The following is a 17,250-nucleotide window of genomic DNA, read 5'->3' on the forward strand; positions in this document are numbered from 1 at the left end:
TCGGCGCGGCGGGCGGTGGTCCGTTGCGTCCCGCCGCTCCGCGGCGGACGGCCCGATCCCAGGCGGCGGGTGACCGGACGCTAGATGAGGGCGTACGTCGCCCACGCCGTCAGGAGCGCGGCGGCGAAGAGGAGGACGACCGACCCCGCGCGCACGGTCCGGGACGCGTCGTGATTCTCGTCGATCAGCCGGTAGCCGTACTGGAGCACCAGCATGTGCACCATGTAGAAGGCGAACGAGACGTCCCCCAGCCACACCATCGGCCGGGTGCGCACCCAGGAGCGGGACCCCCGGATGTCGGCACCCGCGCCCGCGAGGACCAGCAGGGCCTGGGGACGACCAGCACGGCGCTGATCGCGTAGAGGAACGGCACCTGGACCGCCAGCGGGTATCCGAGGGCCAGCGCGGGCAGCGCGTGGCGGAACCGGACCACCACCCGCACCCCTTCGAGTACGGCCCTGGCCAGCAGCATGCCGAGTACGAACTCCAGCAGCCGGGTGAGCGGGAAGGTGTAGACGAACCAGTACTGGTGGAGGCTGACCGGGAAGGCGAAGAACCGCGGCTCCGAGGCGAACGCGGCCGTGGTCGCCAGGGGGAGCAGAATCACCGCGCGGCCGGTGGACCGTCCCCGGGGACACCGCCGCTCTGATCCATCTGCTCCAGGCCATCACCGCCCGGCGCGCCGGAGGACGGATCACCCTCCGGGTGGTGGGCCGCCACACCCAGCGGGTCGTCCCCGGCGATGTGCTGGACTGTGACCGCGCGGCGCGGCTCGCCCTGCTGCTGAGCCTCGCCCAGGAGGTGTCCTGGCTGCACTGCTCCCATCTGGATCTGCCGGAGGCGCCGGTGGACGCGCAACTCCCGCATGTGCTGGCCGAGTCGGGGGCGCGGCGGGGTGAGCCGGAGGCCGCCGTACGGGACGGTGAGCGACGGGTGCCACGGCTGGCCACCGTACGTGCCGGGTCGCCCACCACGGCCGCTCCGTTCCACCGCGGGGGGCTGTACGCCGTCACCGGCGGGCTCGGCGGGATCGGCGTGGAGATCTGCGCCCATCTGCTCGACGCGTATGACGCGCGGCTGCTCGTCCTCGGCCGTACCCCGCTGCCACCGGAGGAGGGGTGGGCGGACCGCATCGCGAGCGGCGATGCCACCGGCCGCCGTCTGGAGGTGTACCGCGCGCTGCGCGCCCGCAGCGAGCATGTGCTCTACGCCGCGGCCGACGTCTGCCGCGAGGACGAGGTGCGGGCCGCGCTGCGGCGGGCGGAGGACCGCTGGTCCCTCTCCCCGTCCGGGGTGGTCCACCTCGCCGGAACGCTGCGGCAGCGCGCCCCAGGCCGTGGATCCGCGGGCGCCTCGAGGCGCCCGTCCGTCCCGTCGAGCGGCTGACCGCCTACACCGAGTCCGGTGGCGGTTCCGCCGCGGAGGCGCCCCCCCGTGCTGCCCGACCGCTACGGGGTCCCCGCCACCTGTCACCGGGCGGAGCTGGCCGCGCTGCCGCGGACGGCCGACGGGGCCGTGGACCGGGGGGCCCTGCGCCACGCCGCCCGGCCGCGTGACGCGGCCGAAGTGGCCGGGCCCACCCAGCGGTTGGTCGCCCGGATCTGGTGCGAGGTGCTGGGCCTGGACCGGGTCGGCCCGCAGGAGAACTTCTTCGACCTGGGCGGCCACTCCTTGCAGCTCTCCCGGGTGCACGGCCTGCTGGAGGCCGCGCTGGAGCGGGAGTTCTCGATGGTCGATCTCTTCCGCCATCCGACGGTCGGCGCCCTGTCGGCGTTCCTCGACGACGCGTCGGGCACCGTCCGGGACGCCTCCGACGCCTCCCTGGGGCGGAGCCGCGACAAGGGCCAGGACCGTGCCCCCCCGCCGGTCGTCGGCGGCCCGCAGGCGGCCCCGCCGGGGCTGACGGGCCGCCACTTCGGCCGTGGCCTCCTGCTCCCGTGGCGTCATGGCCCGGCCCGCGTCCGAGGACGCGGGCCGGGCCGCTGGTGTCCGCCCCTCGGCCTCAGCCGAGCGCGGCGGCGAACATGCCCGCCTCGTAGGAACCGCCCCGCTGGTGCACGGTCACGGCGAGCCGGTTGGCCGCGTTGATCAGCGCGACCAGACAGACCAGCGCGGCGGTCTGGTCATCGTCGTAGTGCTCGCGCACCCGGGCCCAGGTCTCGTCCGACACACCGGAGTGGGTGTCGGCGAGCCGGGTGCCCTCCTCGGCGAACGCCAGCGCGGCCCGCTCGGCGTCGGTGAACACGGTGGACTCCCGCCAGGCGGCCACCAGGTGGAGCCGTACCGCGCTCTCACCGGCGGCCGCCGCCTCCTTGGTGTGCATATCGATGCACCAGCCGCAGCCGTTGATCTGGCTGGCGCGCAAGGACACCAGTTCCTGGGTCGACGCGGGCAGCGATGACTGGTGGAGCACCATGCCGGCGTTGGCGAACCGCTTCATGAACTTGTCGGCGAACGCGTTGTCGAACAGGTTGAATCGGGCGTCCATGGCCTCGTCCTCACATGTGGTGGTGCGGTGGATGAACACGAGACGCCGGTGCGCCGCCCGGTGTGACGCCCTGCCGGTGTGACGTGTGCCACCGGCCGTGGATGTCACACGGCGGTGGCGAGCGGCGTCTTGTGCGCGTGACGGCATCGGGAGCGGACAGGCGGGGGTACGTGATGAAGAGCCAGGACGGCGAGTACGGCGCGGGCGCGGAGGACACGGCCGGGCGGTCCGCCGGTGACGGAGGCACCGACCCCGCCACCGAGGCGTTCGTCGTCCACCGCAATCTGCTCTTCACCGTCGCCTACGAGATGCTCGGCTCGGCCGCCGACGCGGAGGACGTCCTCCAGGAGACCTGGTTGCGGTGGGCGGGTGTCGACCTCGGCACGGTACGGGACCAGCGGGCGTACCTGGTCCGGATCACCACCCGCCAGGCCCTGACCAGACTGCGTGCGCTCGGTCGCCGCAAGGAGTCCTACGTCGGCCCCTGGCTGCCCGAGCCCTTGCTGACCACCCCGGACGTGGCCGAGGACGTCGAGCTGGCCGACAGCGTCTCGATGGCGATGCTGCTGGTGCTGGAGACGCTCACGCCCACCGAGCGGGCGGTGTTCGTCCTGCGCGAGGTGTTCGACCTCGGGTACGACGAGATCGCCGAAGCCGTCGACAAGAGCCCGGCCGCGGTCCGCCAGATCGCCCACCGCGCCCGCTCCCATGTCGCGGCCCGCCGCCCCCGCGGGCCCGTCTCCCGTGGAGAGGCGAAGGACGCGCTCGACGCGTTCCAGCGGGCCGCCGAGACCGGCGACATCCAGGGCCTGCTCGACATCCTCGCCCCGGACGTCGTCTTCCTCGGCGACGGCGGCGGAATCAAGAGGGCCGTCCCGCGCCCCGTCGTCGGAGCCGACAAGGTGGCCCGCCTCCTCGCCGCCGGACTCACCCGGATCTCCGCCGAGGGCTCACTGCGACCGGCCCAGGTCAACGGCTACCCGGCCCTGATCCTCCACCTCCACGGCGCGATCGACACCGTCCTCGCGCTACGCGTCGACGACGGCCTCATCACCGGCTTCTACGCCGTACGCAACCCCGAGAAACTCTCCCACATGCACCACGAAACCCCCCTCCGCCGCTGAGCCGCCCCCTCACGGGCGGTCCTCCGGACAGAACGTGCTTCACGGAGCGCGGGTGCGGGCGCCGGGGTGCGCCGGGGGTCGGCTGGGGGAGTGGGGGACGGGGGTGGTGCCGTGCGCTGGGGCAACGGGGTGATGTCCCGTCGGAACGCTTGTCACGCGATCACCCGGCTGCGTCACTTGGGGAGCACGCAGAAGCCGGGGCCGCTTCCTCCTCAGAGGCCCCGGCAGGGTTTCCGGGTCCGGCCGTCCGGCGCCCCGGGATCCGCGTCGTGTCGCCGCGGCTCAGCCGTCGGTGGGCACCCCCGCGGCGAGGGCGGCGAGTTCGTCCGGGGTGCGCGGTCCGGGCTCGGTGTCGGTCAGCAGCCCCCGCGCCCGCAGCAGTCCGGCGGTGGCCACCCCCCACGGCAGGCGCAGTCCCGCCTGCCGGAGCAGGTCGGTGCGGGACAGCGCGGTGGCCGCGGGGCCGGTGTGCGCACCGGACGGGGTGAGCAGCGCCGCGTCATCGGCCCAGCGCAGCGCGAGATCCACGTCGTGGGTGGCCATGACCACGGTGGTGCCGCTCTCGCGCAGCCCGCCGAGGGTGGTGAGCAGCCTCTCCTGCCCGTCCGGGTCGAGCCCGGCGGTCGGTTCGTCGAGGATCAGGACGCGCGGGCGCATCGCCACGGCGCCGGCGATGGCGGTCCGCTTGCGCTGGCCGTACGACAGCAGATGGGTGGGGCGGTCGGCCAGGGCCGCGATGTCCAGGGCGGTGAGCGCCTCGGCGACCCGCGCCCTGACCTCCGGATGCGGCAGGCCCAGGTTCAGCGGGCCGAACGACACGTCCTGTTCGACGGAGGCGGCGAAGAGCTGATCGTCCGGATCCTGCACCACCAGCTGGACCGTCGTCCGCAGCCGGGTCAGCCCCTTGCGGTCGTAGGTGGCCGGCACGCCTTCGACCGTCAACTGCCCGGTATGCGGCCGCAGTCCACCGCTGAGCAGCCGCATCAGCGTGGTCTTGCCGCTGCCGTTGCGGCCCAACAGCGCCAGCGCACGGCCCTCGCGCACCTCGAAGTCGAGACCGTCCAGCACGGTCGGGCCGTCCTCGTAGGCGAACGACGCGCCCCGGAGGGCGACCAGGGGCACCGGCTCGCTCATGACAGCGGACCTTCCAGTACGAGGGTGACGGTGATCAGTGCGGCCAGCAGCGCGGCGCTCGCCGTGGTGAAGCGGACGGAGACCCGGGCCTCGGGCACCAGGACCCGCAGGGTGCCGTCGTAACCGCGCCCGGCCAGCCCGTTCTGGAGCCGCGCCGCCCGGTCGAAGGCCCGGACGAACGCCGTGGCGCCGAGCCCGGCGAGCGAGCGCCAGGCGGCGGCCCGGGTGGTGTGTCCCAGCCGGGCCGCCTGCGCCTGCCGCACGCTGCGCACGGAGTCCAGCAGCAGGAAGCTCATCCGGTACGTCACGAGGGCGACGTCCACCACCGGCGCGGGCACTCCGGCCCGCACCAGCCGCGGCAGCAGATCGGACATCGGGGTGGTGAACGCGAACAGCAGCACCCCGAGGGACGCGGCGGAGGTGCGCAGCAGCAGCTCTCCCGCGCGTTCCGGGCCCCCGTCGGCGAGGCCCACGAAGCCGTCGCCGCCGACCCGCACCAGCAGGGTGGCCGCCCCGGTCACACAGAAGCCCAGCGGAACGCGGTAGGCGCGCCACAGCCGCCGCCCCGGCACACCCGCCGGGCCGAGCAGTACGGTCAGCGCCGTCACCATCACCAGGGCCGCGCCGGGCCAGGGCGGCAACGAGATCGCGAGTACGGTCAGGCCGAGTCCGAGCACGGCCTTGTCCACGGGATGACGGCGGCGCCAGCGACTGCTGTGCGCCGCCTCGTCGATCGGCAGCACGGGGGCTCAGACGCTCTCGTCGTCCGGCTCCCGGGCGGCCACGGACGCGCTCTCGGCCTCCTGCCGCTCCTGGGCGCGCTGCTCGCCCTGGCGCCGTCCCCGGCGCAGACCGAAGTAGTAGGCGAGGACGCCGGCGCCCAGGGCCGCCTGAAGGGCGAACAGGGCCGACTCGATCTCCCCCGACGGCGGTTCGTAGAGCGGTGAGAACCACGGCTCGTAGTCGGGCTTCAGCTCGGTGATCGCGGTCTCCGCCTCGGCGTCGGAGCCTGTGAAGGGCTCCTCCTTGTGGTCGCCGAGCCCCAGGGCCAGTGGCACGATCGCGAGCGCCGCCACCGCGAGCAGCAGCAGGGCGTTGATCTTCGTGTTACGGCTCATCGGGCCACCGCCTCGGTCGTCTCGGTCCGCTTCCGCTCATCGGCCGGGAACACGCCCAGCCGGGTCAGCTCACCCTTGCTGGACTGCGCGAGCAGGCGCATCACGAGCACCGTGAGGAATCCCTCACTGACCGCGAGCGGGATCTGGGTGACGGCGAAGATGGAGCCGAACTTGCCGAGCGCGCCCAGGAACCCGCTGCTCGGGTCCGGGAAGGCGAGGGCGAGCTGCACGCTGGTGACGCAGTAGGTGGACAGATCGGCCACGAACGCGGCGAAGAACACGGTGACCATCAGCGGTACCCCGGCCCGCCGCAGCAGCCGGTACACCGCGTAACCGGCCCACGGCCCGACGATCGCCATCGAGAAGACGTTGGCGCCGAGCGTGGTCAGCCCGCCGTGCGCGAGCAGCAGCGCCTGGAAGAGCAGGGTGATCGTGCCCAGTACCGCCATGATCGGCGGGCGGAACAGGATGGCACCCAGCCCGGTGCCGGTCGGATGGGAACAGCTCCCGGTCACCGAGGGCAGTTTGAGGGCCGACAGAACGAAGGTGAAGGCTCCGGAGGCGCCGAGGAGCAGGGTGCTCTCCGGATGCTCCTTGACCTCACGGGTGAGTGACCGTACTCCGTGGACGACGAAAGGCGCGGACGCGACGCCCCAGGCGATCGCGTGCGCCGGAGGCAGGAAACCCTCGGCTATGTGCATGGTTCAGCAGACCCTCTCCAGCACCTCGTGGATGGACGACGCGCCTCGGCCGGTCTCCTGGCTTACGGGTACCACCGCCCGTGCTCCGCCTTCCCGGGTCCGAGGACCCAGTGGCTGCCCGCGAGGGCCGGAGCCGGACTTCCCGATCACAGTGGCGAGGGCCGCACCGGCATCACACCGATTTCCCGTTCACCAAGGCGTGGTGACAGTAATGCCCGGATCGGGGTGGTGACAAGCGCGCTCGGGGGCGCGCGGTCGCACGCCGGTCGCGCGGTACGGCCGGGTTCGGGTGGGTTCGGAACCACCCGCTCCGCTCGTCCTCACGCCCGTGGGGCGGCTCGTCCTCAGGCCCGTAGATACGCCAGCACGGCGAGCACCCGGCGGTGGGTGTCCTCGCCCGGCGGGAGGTCCAGTTTGGTGAGGATGCCGCTGATGTGCTTGCCCACGGCCGCGTCGGACACCACCAGCGCACGGGCGATCGCGGCGTTGGACCGGCCTTCCGCGATCAGGGCGAGGACCTCCCGTTCGCGCGGGGTGAGCCGCTCCAGCGGATCGCGGCGCCGGCGCAGCAGTTGGCGCACCACCTCGGGGTCGACCACGGTGCCGCCGTCGGCGACCGCGCCCAGGGCGTCCATGAACTCCTCGACCTGCCCCACCCGGTCCTTCAGCAGATAGCCGACGCCGGTGCCGTCACCGGAGTCCAGCAGGTCCGAGGCATACGCCCGCTGCACGTACTGACTGAGCACCAGGACGGGCAGGGCGGGCCGCCGCTCACGCAGCCGCACCGCCGCGTGCAGTCCCTCGTCCTGGAACCCCGGCGGCATCCGGACATCGGTCACCACGATGTCCGGCGCGTGCTCCTCGACGGCGGCCACCAGCGCCGGGGCGTCACCGACGGCCGCGACCACCGTATGTCCGCACCGGCCGAGCAGCTCTACGAGCCCTTCCCGCAGCAGCACACCGTCCTCGGCGAGCACGACGCGCAGAGGCCGGCCGGAGGATCGCTGTCGGTCGGTTCGCAAGGAAACTCCACACACACCAGGGTCGGCCCGCCCGGCGGGCTGGACAGGGAGAGTCTGCCATCGAGCACCGACACCCGGTCCGCGAGTCCGGTCAGCCCGCTGCCCGCACCCGGGTCGGCGCCACCCCCGCCGTCGTCGCGCACCCGCAGGACCAGCCGTCCGTCCCGGTGCCCGCCGCTCACCTCCGCCCGGCTCGCCCCGCTGTGCCTGGCCGTGTTGACGAGGGCCTCGCGGACCACGAAGTACGCGGCCGCCTCCACCGCCCGCGGCAGCCGTCCCGGCAGGTCCAGGTCCACGTCCACCGGGACCGGGGAGCGGTCCGCGGCATCGGCCACCGCCGCCCCGAGGCCGAAGTCCGTGAGGACCTGGGGATGGATGCCGTGGATGAGCTCGCGCAGCTCCGCCAGTGCCGCTCCCGCCTCCTGATGGGCCTTGGCGAGCCGGTCGGCGAGGGGGCCCGGCGGGGTGTCGAGGCGGGCCAGACCGAGCGTCATCGTCAGCGCCACCAGCCGCTGCTGCGCACCGTCGTGCAGATCACGCTCGATACGGCGCCGTTCGGCCTCGAACGCGTTCACCAACCGGACACGGGAGCGGGCCAGTTCGACGACCCGCGCGCCGAGGGCCGCCTCACGCGGGGCGACCAGGAGCCGCGCCAGCGCGGCCCTGGCACCGGCCGCGGCCCCCAGGACATAGCCGCCCAGGGCCAGGAGGACCAGACCGAGCAGGGCGACCGCGCACGCGGTCGGCCAGGCGGTGACGGTCCACAGCTTCACCACCTTGGCCTCCTGGCCGCCCCCGACCGTGGCCATCAGCAGCGGTGTCGCCACCACGGACAGCGGGAGCAGCAGCGCGCCCATGACCACGAGGGCGTCGACCGGCCACAGCAGGACGGCCAACAGCAGCACGTAGCCGAGCTCCCGCCGGGTGGCCTGCTCCCGCAGACGGGTCGTCAGCCAGGACCGCAGACCGTGCGCATCGGGGACGAGGTGCGGGTCGGGGGCCGGCTCCCGGTCGATCAGCCGCAGCCGGTACCGCTCCACCCGGCCCACCGGGAGTCCGGCGAGGGCGGCGAGGACCAGCAGCGGCAGCCCCACGAGCACGAGCGCGAGCACACTGCCCAGCGCCACCAGTGCCGTGACGCCCACGAGCGTGACGGCACCGGTCACCGCGCCGGTGAGCAGATAACCGGCCGCGCGCCACGGCCATGAGGACAGCAGGAAGCCCCGTGCGGACATGGCCCGCCACACGTTCCGGGGGGCCACGGAGGTCACCGGGTGCATGGGCGTCACCGTAGAAGGCCCGCTCGGGCCACCGCCATCGCCCCAGGGGGAGTGCGGAGGGTAGGGCAGGCCCTACCCCCGCTCTCGATCCCGCCGTACTGCGGTGGACGGCCCCCGCGCGGTTTCGTTGGACCGCCGATGGAACCAGGGACAGGGAGGCGGCACCCGATGACGCTGTGGGGCACGGGCCGGCGCGGACGGCAGACGGACGGGCGGGCACGGACGGACGGACAGGAACGGGCCGACGCCGTCCGGCTGCGTTCGGTCAGCAGACACCACCGGTCGGGCCCGGAGGAGGTGCGGGCGCTCGACCAGGTCTCCATCACCTTCCCCCGCGGCACCTTCACCGCCGTCATGGGCCCCTCCGGCTCGGGCAAGTCGACACTGTTGCAGTGCGCCGCCGGGCTGGACCGCCCCACCTCGGGCACGGTCACCGTATGCGGGACGGAGCTGACGGGGCTCGGCGAGACCCGGCTGACCCTGCTGCGCCGCGCGCATATCGGGTTCGTCTTCCAGGCGTTCAACCTGCTGCCGTCGCTGACCGCGGAGCAGAACGTGGGACTGCCGCTGCGGCTCGCCGGGCGCCGCCCCTCCCCGGCCCGGGTGCGCGAGGCGCTCCGTCAGGTCGGTCTCGCGGACCGGGCGCGGCACCGTCCGGCGGAGCTCTCCGGCGGGCAGCAGCAACGGGTCGCCCTGGCCCGCGCCCTGATCACCCGCCCCGATGTGCTCTTCGGCGACGAGCCCACCGGTGCGCTGGACTCGCGGACCGGCCGTGAGGTGCTCGGTCTGCTGCGCGCCACGGTCGACGGGGACGGCCGGACGGTCGTCATGGTCACGCACGACCCGGTCGCCGCCGCGTTCGCCGACCGGGTGGTGTTCCTGGCCGACGGACGGGTGAGCGGTGAACTGGCCGGGGCACGGGCCGAGGACATCGCCGCCCGGATGACCCGTCTGGAGGCCGCCCCGTGCTGAGTGTCGCCTTCCACACCGTGCGCACCCGCTGGACCACCTTCGCCGGCAGTTTCGTCGCACTCGCCCTGGGGGTCGCGCTGGTCGCCGTGATGGGCCTGGCCCTCGCCTCGTCGCTGGACCCGCCCGACCGCGGACCCGAGCGGTTCGCGGGCGCGCCGGTCGTGGTGCGGGGCGCGGACACCCTCCGCGTCCCCACGGCCGCCGGGCAGCGGGTCCATCCGCTCACGCAGCCGCGCCCCGTGCCCGTGGCCACTGTGGCGGAACTGCGCGGGCTGGGCACCGTCGTCGAGGACCGGTCGTTCGGGGTGCGGGCCCGGGGCGCGCCCGGTGACCTGGTGGGCCACCCCTGGTCCACGGCCCCGTTCGGCCGGTACGCGATCGAGGCGGGGCGTGCGCCCCGCACCGGCGACGAGGTCGTCGTCAGCGGCGGGTGGGCCCGGCCCGGTGAGCGCGTGCGCACCGACCGCGGCACCGTCCGCGTCGTCGGCACCGTCACCGGTGGCGGGTTCGAACACGCCGTCTTCTTCACCGACCGGCGCGCCGCCGCGCTGTCCCCGCGCAGTGTGCAGCTCGTCGTGCGCGCCGACGCCGCCGCCGTGCGCGCGGCGGTACGCGGCAGCGAGGGTGTCCGGGTGCTGACGGGGGACGCGCGCCGGGCGGCCGACCCCCGCCCGGACCGCGACAAGGAGGCGCTGACGGCGATGAACGCCCTGTTCGGCACGGCTGGTGGCGTCACCGCCTTCGTGTCCGCCTTCGTGGTGGCGTCCACCTTCGCGTTCGGGGTCGCCCAGCGGCGCCGGGAGTTCGGACTGCTGCGCTCGGCCGGGGCGACACCGGGACAGCTCCGCCGGATGGTGCTGACCGAGGCCCTGCTGATCGGGGCGCTCGCCTCGGCCACCGGCTGTGCGCTCGGCGCGTACGGCGCTCCGCTGCTGGCCGATTGGACGGCCGACCGCGGACTGGCGCCGGACTGGTTCACCATCGGCCACCACATCTGGCCGTACCACCTGGCCTTCTGGACCGGCCTCCTGTTCGCGCTGTGCGGTGTGGTGGCCGCGTCCTGGCGGGCGGGACGCACCCGCCCCACCGAAGCGCTGCGCGAGGCGTCCGTGGACACCGCGACGCTGACCCGGGGCCGACTGCTGGCCGGACTCGGTCTGCTGGTGACGGCCGCGGTGACCCTGGGAATCGCGCTGTCCGGCGACCCGGGGGAGCTGTTGCGCCGGAAGAGCTATGTGAGCCGGCCGATGTTGCTGATCACCGCGGTGGCGCTGCTCACCCCCGCCGTGGTGCGTCCGCTGACCCGGCTGCTCGGCTGGCTCCCCGCCCGGCTGCCGGGCGCCGGGGGGACGCTGGTGCGGGAGAACGCCGCCGCCGGTGTCCGGCGCACCGCCGCCGTCGCGGCGCCGGTGCTGGTCACGGTCGCCCTCGCCGGTTCGCTGCTCGGCGCCACCGGCACGCTGAACGCGGCCGGGGCCGCGGAGGCGCGCGCCCGGACCGCGGCCGACCTCGTGGTGGTCCCGGCGGCGCGCGGCGGGAGTCTCGGCGCGGCGACCGTGCGCGGGCTGCGGGCGGTGCCCGGTGCGCAGGTGTCCGCGACCTCCGCCGGCGCGGTCCACGTCCTGGAGGACGGGGTGGCCCTCATCGCCTCCGAGGCCCGCGCCGCCGAACCAGGGCCCCTCGCCCGGACCACCCGGCTGCCGGTCGTGGCGGGCCGGGTGAGTGACCTCGACGACGACTCGATCATCGTCAACGAGGAGTGGCAGCGGCATACCGTCGGACAGCGGGTGCGGGTGTGGCTCGGCGACGGCAGTGAACGGTCCCTGCGGATCGCCGCGGTGATGGCCACCGGCACCGGTGACAACGGGGTCTACCTGACACCGCGCAACGCCCCGGGCGCGGCCGTCGACCGCGTCGACATCACCGTCGAGGACGGGGCCGACGCGCATGCCGTGGCCGCCGGGGTGCGCGCGGCGCTGCACGGGGCGAGTGGCCAGGTGCTCACCCGGGACCAGTGGCTGAGCTCCACCCGGCCGGGGACGGACGAGAAGACCAGGACCGGCTTCCTGCTGGTCCTCGGCATCGCCCTGCTCTACACCGCCATCTCCCTGGTCAACACCATGGTCATGGCCACCTCCGACCGGATACCCGACCTCGTGGCGTTGCGCCTTGCCGGGGCGACCACGGGACAGGCGCTGCGGCTGGTGGGCGCCGAGGCGGTGATGGTGGTCGCGGTCGGCGGGGTGCTGGGGCTCCTGGTCGCCGGGCTCAATGTGGCCGGACTGTGGGCCGCCCTGTGCCTGCTGTCGGTGCCGACCGCGCCCGCGCTCCCGTGGACGGCCATCGGCGGGGCGGTCGGGGCCTGCGCGGTGCTCGCCGTGGCGGCGTCCGTCGTCCCCGCCGCACTGACCCTGCGCCGCTCCGCGCCGGGCGCGGCCGGAACGCCCCGGTGAGCCGGTCTCATTCCCCGCTGGGCAGCCAGATCCCGTGCAGGCCGAGGGGGACCCGGACGGGAATGCGGACCCGGGCCACCGGGCCTCCGGCCGGATCCTCGGAGGGGATGACGAGGAGCCGGCTGGTGCCGTCGGTACGGTCGGTGGCGAAGGTGAGCCAGTGGCCGCGCCGGTCGTCGTTCGAGCCCGGGGCGGGCGCGAAGACGGGTTCGCCGACGGAGAGGTCGCCCGCGTCCCAGCCCAGCGTCATCAGCCCGCTCTCGTCCACGTCGTACCAGCGCAGGGCGTCGTACTCACCGGGGAGCAGACCGGTGGTCCGCCCGCTGCCCGCCGCCACCGCGATACGCCGGTGCGGGCGCCCGATGGAGCGGTCGTCGATCCGGGGCAGTTCGACCCGTGTGTCGTCCAGCTGGACCCGCCGGACCGCACCGGCCACCGGATCGATGTCGGCACGGGTCAGACCGTGGTGCGCGGTCCCCCCGGTCACGGCGCTCCCGAGGGTGAGGGCGGGCCATTGGACGTAGTCGAGGACGACATGCCCCTCGGCGGTGTCATGGGCGTTGACGGTGTGCCAGAGCCAGAACGCCTCGTCCTCCGCCCAGCGGACCGGGCCGCCGTCCCGGGGGATCAGCGCGAAGCGGGTGCCTCGCTCGGGCCGCCAGGCCAGGAACGATCCGCCGCTCATGGCCGCGGCGAGGTCGAAGAAGGCCGGGGCGAGAACCAGGACCAGCTAGCGGCCGGTGAGGGCCATGTCATGGATCATCGACGGCTCGGTCACCCCCGCCACGGGGGTGGGGCCGCCGCTCACCGCGCCGTCCGGGCCGATGACCGCCCACGTCAGAAATGGGGGTTCGAGGGCGTAGGTGAAGACCACCAGGTCACCGGTGGTCGGATCGATCTTGGGGTGGGCGGTGATACCGGCGGGCAGCAGACCGCCGAACGTCTCCTTCCCGAGCGTCTCAAGGCCGGGGCCCACACGGAACGGGCAGTCGGACTCCGCGAGAGCCAGCAGCCGTCCCGCGTGCTCGATGACGTTGATGTCCGGCAGTGGCTTGAAGGTGCCGGACAGCGCGTCCCCGACCTCCTCGGGGCCCGGGGTGATCATGGACTCCAGACCGCCCCACAGAGCCCGTCCCGCCGCCTCCTCGGCGCGCATGGCCGGGGTGCGGACGAAGCGGTTGCGGTAGCGGGCGCGTCCCCCTGACATCCAGACGCCGTGGAGCATGCCGTCGCCGTCGATCGGATAGAGGTAGGAGCCGATCGGGGTGAACCGCGGGTTGGGGCCGTTGCGCAGATAGACCCCGTCCAGCTCCGCCGGCAGTTCACCGACGATCTCCAGGTCCGCCGCGTCGACCTCCTCGGTGACCGGGGCGAACCGTCCGCCCAGATGCGCCACCCGGGACGGGTCGAAGTCCGCGGCATGTGCGGTCATGGGGTCCTCCTGCGTCCGGAGCTCCGTCACCACGATCCAGTCAAATGCCATAGCGGGAGGAACACCAATGAAGGGGGGGCGAACCCCTGTGGGGGACCGGTGAAGGTTCGGCCACCGTCCTGGGTATCCTCGAGCGTTGCCTGTCGGCAACGTCCGACGGTATGCGGTGCATACGGGGTGGGAAGGCGGGACCGTCATGGCGGCGTCGCAGGCGGAGACAGCCGATGTGATGTCAGTGGCCCGGGCCGGCGCGGCGGCGTGGGAGCGGGGGGAGCCTTCGGTCCTCCTGGTGGAGGACGACCCGGGTGACGCGCTGCTGGTGGAGGAACTGGTCGCCGACAGCGCCCTGAAGATGCGGCTGCGCTGGGTCCGCTCGATGACCGAGGTCACCGCGGCGCTCGCGGCCGAGATGCCGGACTGTGTACTCCTCGATCTGAACCTGCCGGACGCCCAGGGGCTCGAGGCCGTCTCCCTGGTCCTCGCCCACACCGACCAGGTGGCCGTCGTGGTGCTCACCGGGCTCGCCGAGGAGCAGACCGGGCTGGCGGCGGTCGCCGCCGGCGCACAGGACTACCTGGTCAAGGGCCGGGTCGAACCCGAGCTCTTCGGCAGGGCGGTGCGCTACGCGATCCAGCGCAAACAGGCCGAGCAGGCGGCGGTGGCCCTCCAGGCCAGCCTGATGCAGGCACAGGAGAACGCCCGGCTGGAGCGGGGCCTCCTGCCCCGCCCGCTGCTGCGCGCCGAGGGCGTGGAGGTCGTGGCCCGCTACCGGCCCGGCCGGGCGCAGGCCCTGCTCGGCGGCGATTTCTACGATGTCGTCCAGAGCGCCGACGGCACGGTGCACGCCCTGGTCGGAGATGTCTCGGGGCACGGACCCGACGAGGCGGCCCTGGGCGTGGCCCTGCGGATCGCCTGGCGCACCCTGGTCCTCAGCGGGGTCACCGGCGCCGAGCAGGTGGCCCGGCTCGAGGAACTCCTGATCGCCGAGCGCGTCCGGGACGAGGTGTTCGCCACCCTCGTCAGCCTGGCCGCGGCCCCGGGCGAACAGCGGGCCCACATCGTGCGGGCGGGCCACCCCGGTCTGCTCCACCGGACCGGCGGGGCCGTGGAGTGGGTGGAGGTGCCCGGCGGGCCCGCGCTGGGCATGGTCCCCGGCGGTGCGCACTGGCCGACCGCGGAGCTGCCGATTCCGGAGGGCGCGTCGATCGTGCTCTTCACCGACGGGCTCTTCGAAGGCCATGTGAGCCGCGGTCCCCAGCGCCTGGGCGAGGAGGGCCTGCTGGCCATGGCCCGGGAGGCGGCCGGTCTCCCGGCCGAGGCGTTCGTGGACCGGCTGATCAAGAGGGCCGAGGGACTGGCCGAGGCCCGCGGCGGACTCGCCGACGACGTCGCCGTGGTCCATCTGAGCTGGAACCGCGCGGCCGGTGCGCGCGGTGTGGGGAGCGGACGGTGACGGACGGAAGAGGCCGGGCGGGGATCGGGCGCCGGCTGACGGTACAGAGCTGGTTCTACCTGGTGCTGGCGCTGATGACACTGGTGGTGGTCGTCGGCACGGTGATCGGGGCGACGCTGCTGGGCCGGACCGCCGAGGTGACCGATCGCCTCATCCAGCGCGTCCAGCCCGCCCAGACCGAGGCGTACCGGCTCCAGGCCGCCCTGGTCAACCAGGAGACGGGTATCCGTGGCTACGCGATCGCCGCCGACCGCCAGTTCCTCGCCCCCTACGCCCAGGGCCAACGGGACCAGGCGAACGCGGCCGCCCGGCTCCGCACCCTCATCGGCGACCAGCCCGAACTGCTCGCGGACCTGCGGGCCGTCGAGCGGCAGGCGGCCGACTGGCGGCACGACTACGCCGAGCCCCTGACCGCCTCCGTGACCCCCGGTGAGCCGAAGACGGTCGACCGGCGGACGGCCGAGCGGGGCAAGAAGGCGTTCGACAGGCTGCGCACCGCGTGGTCCGAGCAGAACACCGGCCTGGCGGAGACGCTCCGGGAGGGGAAGGCCCGCCTCGACCGCGAGCGCACGGTGCGCAACACGATGCTGGCGGGCATGGTGGCGGCCTTCCTGCTGACCGGCGTGGCGCTCACCGTCCTGGTCCGGCTGCTGGTGGCCCGCCCGCTGGGGGAGCTGCGCACGGCGTCCCGGCGGGTGGCGGGCGGTGAGTTCGGCCACGTGATCGAGGTCGCCGGCCCGGCCGACCTGACCGCGGTGGCCGATGACGTCGAAGGTATGCGCAGGCGGATCGTGACCGAGCTCGCGGCCTCCCGCGACCAGCAGGAGGAGCTGACCCGGCAGGCCGCCCACCTGGACGCCCAGGCCGTGGAACTGCGCCGGTCCAACGTCGAACTGGAACAGTTCGCCTATGTCGCCTCCCATGACCTCCAGGAGCCGCTGCGCAAGGTGGCGTCCTTCTGTCAGCTGCTGGAACGGCGGTACGGGGACAAACTGGACGACCGGGGGCGGCAGTACGTGGACTTCGCCGTCGACGGGGCGAAGCGCATGCAGGTGCTCATCAACGACCTGCTGACCTTCTCCCGCGTCGGACGGGTCAACGACAGCCGGCTGCCCATCGCCCTCCACCAGCCGCTGGACAAGGCCCTGGCCAACCTGGGGGCGGCCGTGGAGGAGTCCGGCGCCCGCGTGGACCGGCCGGATCGGCTGCCCGAGGTCATCGGGGACCCGACCATGCTGACCATGCTCTGGCAGAACCTGGTGGGCAACGCCCTGAAGTTCCGTGACCCCGAGCGCCCCGTCCACGTCTCGATCACCTGCGAAACCGATCCGGACGACCCGGACAGCCTGCTGCTGAGCGTCACCGACAACGGCATCGGCATCCCCGGGCAGTTCGCCGAGAAGGTCTTCCTCATCTTCCAGCGCCTGCACAGCCGAGAGGCCTACGGGGGCACCGGTATCGGTCTGGCCCTGTGCAAGAAGATCGTGGAGCAGCACGGCGGGCGGATCTGGATCGACACCGCCCACACCGACGGCACCCGCTTCCGCTTCGTCCTCCCCACCTCCCGCGCCGGGAGCCCCGACGGGTCCGGCGCCCCCACCGAGACAGAGGCCCTGACATGACCCCTGCCGCCAGCCCCATCGTCGTGCTCCTCGTCGAGGACGACCCCGGGGACGAGCTGATGACCCGGGAGGCGTTCGAGGACAACAAGATCGGCAACACCCTCCTGGTGGTCAGGGACGGCGAGGAGGCACTGGACTTCCTCTACCGGCGCGGCGACCACCCCGACGCCCCACGGCCCGATCTGATCCTGCTCGATCTGAACCTGCCCAAGTACGACGGCCGTCAGGTCCTGGAGAAGATCAAGTCCGACCCGGAGCTGGCCCATATCCCCGTCGTCGTCCTCACCACCTCCGCGGCCGAGGAGGACATCCTGCGCAGCTACAGGCTCCACGCCAACGCCTATGTCACCAAGCCGGTGGACCTGGACCAGTTCATCGCCGCGGTCCGTCAGATCGACGACTTCTTCGTCCAGGTCGTCCGGCTGCCGGGGCAGGTCGGGTAGCCGTCCCC

At 73.7% G+C, this 17,250-nt stretch carries 17 protein-coding genes, 1 pseudogene and 1 riboswitch; of the genes and pseudogenes, 8 read left to right on the forward strand and 10 right to left on the reverse strand.

What is annotated here, in order from left to right; all coding sequences use genetic code 11:
* Positions 1 to 80: 80 nt before the first annotated feature.
* Together AC07FT_RS17440 and AC07FT_RS17445 are read right to left on the reverse strand one after the other, a co-directional pair.
* The gene (locus AC07FT_RS17440; protein ID WP_479176940.1) at positions 81 to 215 is read right to left on the reverse strand and encodes a hypothetical protein; all 135 of its coding nucleotides are present in this window, start codon (positions 213 to 215) and stop codon (positions 81 to 83) included.
* A complete protein-coding gene (locus tag AC07FT_RS17445) occupies positions 185 to 607 on the reverse strand; it encodes a hypothetical protein (RefSeq protein WP_479176941.1) in 423 nt (140 codons plus the stop codon). The genes AC07FT_RS17440 and AC07FT_RS17445 overlap by 31 nt, the downstream gene beginning before the upstream one ends.
* Positions 608 to 708: 101 nt before the next feature.
* Between AC07FT_RS17445 and AC07FT_RS17450 the strand changes: the two genes are divergently transcribed.
* Together AC07FT_RS17450 and AC07FT_RS17455 are read left to right on the forward strand one after the other, a co-directional pair.
* Positions 709 to 1,386: a KR domain-containing protein gene (locus tag AC07FT_RS17450; RefSeq protein WP_479176942.1), complete on the forward strand. Its 678-nt coding sequence runs from the start codon at positions 709 to 711 to the stop codon at positions 1,384 to 1,386.
* A gap of 48 nt (positions 1,387 to 1,434) precedes the next feature.
* Complete coding sequence (locus AC07FT_RS17455) at positions 1,435 to 2,088, forward strand: phosphopantetheine-binding protein (protein WP_479176943.1); 654 nt, start codon at positions 1,435 to 1,437, stop codon at positions 2,086 to 2,088.
* Here the strand turns inward: AC07FT_RS17455 and AC07FT_RS17460 are convergent.
* A complete protein-coding gene (locus AC07FT_RS17460) occupies positions 2,003 to 2,488 on the reverse strand; it encodes a carboxymuconolactone decarboxylase family protein (protein WP_479176944.1) in 486 nt (161 codons plus the stop codon). The two genes, AC07FT_RS17455 and AC07FT_RS17460, sit on opposite strands and share 86 nt — an antisense overlap.
* Before the next feature lie 173 nt (positions 2,489 to 2,661).
* Here AC07FT_RS17460 and AC07FT_RS17465 point away from each other — a divergent pair, with 173 nt between their 5' ends.
* Positions 2,662 to 3,612 (forward strand): RNA polymerase sigma-70 factor, encoded by a 951-nt coding sequence (locus AC07FT_RS17465; RefSeq protein ID WP_479176945.1) that lies wholly within the window; start codon positions 2,662 to 2,664, stop codon positions 3,610 to 3,612.
* A gap of 282 nt (positions 3,613 to 3,894) precedes the next feature.
* Here AC07FT_RS17465 and AC07FT_RS17470 read toward each other — a convergent pair whose 3' ends face one another.
* From AC07FT_RS17470 to AC07FT_RS17495, 6 genes are all read right to left on the reverse strand, one after another.
* Complete coding sequence (locus AC07FT_RS17470; protein ID WP_479176946.1) at positions 3,895 to 4,746, reverse strand: energy-coupling factor ABC transporter ATP-binding protein; 852 nt, start codon at positions 4,744 to 4,746, stop codon at positions 3,895 to 3,897.
* Positions 4,743 to 5,489: a cobalt ECF transporter T component CbiQ gene (cbiQ, locus tag AC07FT_RS17475; RefSeq protein ID WP_471197851.1), complete on the reverse strand. Its 747-nt coding sequence runs from the start codon at positions 5,487 to 5,489 to the stop codon at positions 4,743 to 4,745. Before cbiQ ends, AC07FT_RS17470 begins: the two co-directional genes overlap by 4 nt.
* A 6-nt stretch (positions 5,490 to 5,495) precedes the next feature.
* Complete coding sequence (locus AC07FT_RS17480; protein WP_479176947.1) at positions 5,496 to 5,864, reverse strand: energy-coupling factor ABC transporter substrate-binding protein; 369 nt, start codon at positions 5,862 to 5,864, stop codon at positions 5,496 to 5,498.
* Positions 5,861 to 6,565, reverse strand: coding sequence for an energy-coupling factor ABC transporter permease (locus AC07FT_RS17485; RefSeq protein ID WP_432589346.1), 705 nt, complete (start codon positions 6,563 to 6,565; stop codon positions 5,861 to 5,863). The genes AC07FT_RS17480 and AC07FT_RS17485 overlap by 4 nt, the downstream gene beginning before the upstream one ends.
* A 30-nt stretch (positions 6,566 to 6,595) precedes the next feature.
* Positions 6,596 to 6,777: riboswitch (cobalamin riboswitch) on the reverse strand.
* Positions 6,778 to 6,909: 132 nt separating this feature from the next.
* Positions 6,910 to 7,542, reverse strand: a complete 633-nt coding sequence (locus tag AC07FT_RS17490; RefSeq protein WP_479176948.1) for a response regulator — start codon at positions 7,540 to 7,542, stop codon at positions 6,910 to 6,912.
* Positions 7,500 to 8,822 carry a sensor histidine kinase gene (locus AC07FT_RS17495; RefSeq protein ID WP_479176995.1) on the reverse strand — a complete coding sequence of 441 codons (1,323 nt, stop codon included), beginning with the start codon at positions 8,820 to 8,822 and terminating at the stop codon, positions 7,500 to 7,502. Before AC07FT_RS17495 ends, AC07FT_RS17490 begins: the two co-directional genes overlap by 43 nt.
* Positions 8,823 to 9,035: 213 nt before the next feature.
* On the opposite strand from AC07FT_RS17495, the gene AC07FT_RS17500 reads away from it, so the two are divergent.
* Positions 9,036 to 9,839, forward strand: coding sequence for an ABC transporter ATP-binding protein (locus tag AC07FT_RS17500; protein WP_479176949.1), 804 nt, complete (start codon positions 9,036 to 9,038; stop codon positions 9,837 to 9,839).
* Complete coding sequence (locus AC07FT_RS17505) at positions 9,833 to 12,292, forward strand: ABC transporter permease (protein ID WP_479176950.1); 2,460 nt, start codon at positions 9,833 to 9,835, stop codon at positions 12,290 to 12,292. The genes AC07FT_RS17500 and AC07FT_RS17505 overlap by 7 nt, the downstream gene beginning before the upstream one ends.
* Before the next feature lie 7 nt (positions 12,293 to 12,299).
* On the opposite strand, the pseudogene AC07FT_RS17510 reads toward AC07FT_RS17505, so the two are convergent.
* Positions 12,300 to 13,724 (reverse strand): annotated as a pseudogene (locus AC07FT_RS17510) (carotenoid oxygenase family protein).
* A gap of 229 nt (positions 13,725 to 13,953) precedes the next feature.
* Here AC07FT_RS17510 and AC07FT_RS17515 point away from each other — a divergent pair.
* From AC07FT_RS17515 to AC07FT_RS17525, 3 genes are all read left to right on the forward strand, one after another.
* Positions 13,954 to 15,177 carry a PP2C family protein-serine/threonine phosphatase gene (locus AC07FT_RS17515; RefSeq protein ID WP_479176996.1) on the forward strand — a complete coding sequence of 408 codons (1,224 nt, stop codon included), beginning with the start codon at positions 13,954 to 13,956 and terminating at the stop codon, positions 15,175 to 15,177.
* 74 nt (positions 15,178 to 15,251) lie between these two features.
* A complete protein-coding gene (locus AC07FT_RS17520) occupies positions 15,252 to 16,799 on the forward strand; it encodes a sensor histidine kinase (RefSeq protein ID WP_479176997.1) in 1,548 nt (515 codons plus the stop codon).
* Complete coding sequence (locus AC07FT_RS17525) at positions 16,796 to 17,242, forward strand: response regulator (protein ID WP_479176951.1); 447 nt, start codon at positions 16,796 to 16,798, stop codon at positions 17,240 to 17,242. The genes AC07FT_RS17520 and AC07FT_RS17525 overlap by 4 nt, the downstream gene beginning before the upstream one ends.
* Positions 17,243 to 17,250 lie beyond the last annotated feature (8 nt).

The sequence above is a fragment of the Streptomyces sp. NPDC045899 genome (genome assembly GCF_056431485.1).

Bases quoted from the DNA above. Each gene is read 5' to 3' on its own strand.
- AC07FT_RS17440 (WP_479176940.1), bottom strand. From the start codon at position 215: ATGCTGGTGCTCCAGTACGGCTACCGGCTGATCGACGAGAATCACGAC.
- AC07FT_RS17460 (WP_479176944.1), bottom strand. From the start codon at position 2,488: ATGGACGCCCGATTCAACCTGTTCGACAACGCGTTCGCCGACAAGTTC.
- AC07FT_RS17465 (WP_479176945.1), top strand. From the start codon at position 2,662: ATGAAGAGCCAGGACGGCGAGTACGGCGCGGGCGCGGAGGACACGGCC.
- AC07FT_RS17470 (WP_479176946.1), bottom strand. From the start codon at position 4,746: ATGAGCGAGCCGGTGCCCCTGGTCGCCCTCCGGGGCGCGTCGTTCGCC.
- AC07FT_RS17480 (WP_479176947.1), bottom strand. From the start codon at position 5,864: ATGAGCCGTAACACGAAGATCAACGCCCTGCTGCTGCTCGCGGTGGCG.
- AC07FT_RS17485 (WP_432589346.1), bottom strand. From the start codon at position 6,565: ATGCACATAGCCGAGGGTTTCCTGCCTCCGGCGCACGCGATCGCCTGG.
- AC07FT_RS17495 (WP_479176995.1), bottom strand. From the start codon at position 8,822: ATGTCCGCACGGGGCTTCCTGCTGTCCTCATGGCCGTGGCGCGCGGCC.
- AC07FT_RS17500 (WP_479176949.1), top strand. From the start codon at position 9,036: ATGACGCTGTGGGGCACGGGCCGGCGCGGACGGCAGACGGACGGGCGG.
- AC07FT_RS17515 (WP_479176996.1), top strand. From the start codon at position 13,954: ATGTCAGTGGCCCGGGCCGGCGCGGCGGCGTGGGAGCGGGGGGAGCCT.
- AC07FT_RS17520 (WP_479176997.1), top strand. From the start codon at position 15,252: ATGACACTGGTGGTGGTCGTCGGCACGGTGATCGGGGCGACGCTGCTG.
- AC07FT_RS17525 (WP_479176951.1), top strand. From the start codon at position 16,796: ATGACCCCTGCCGCCAGCCCCATCGTCGTGCTCCTCGTCGAGGACGAC.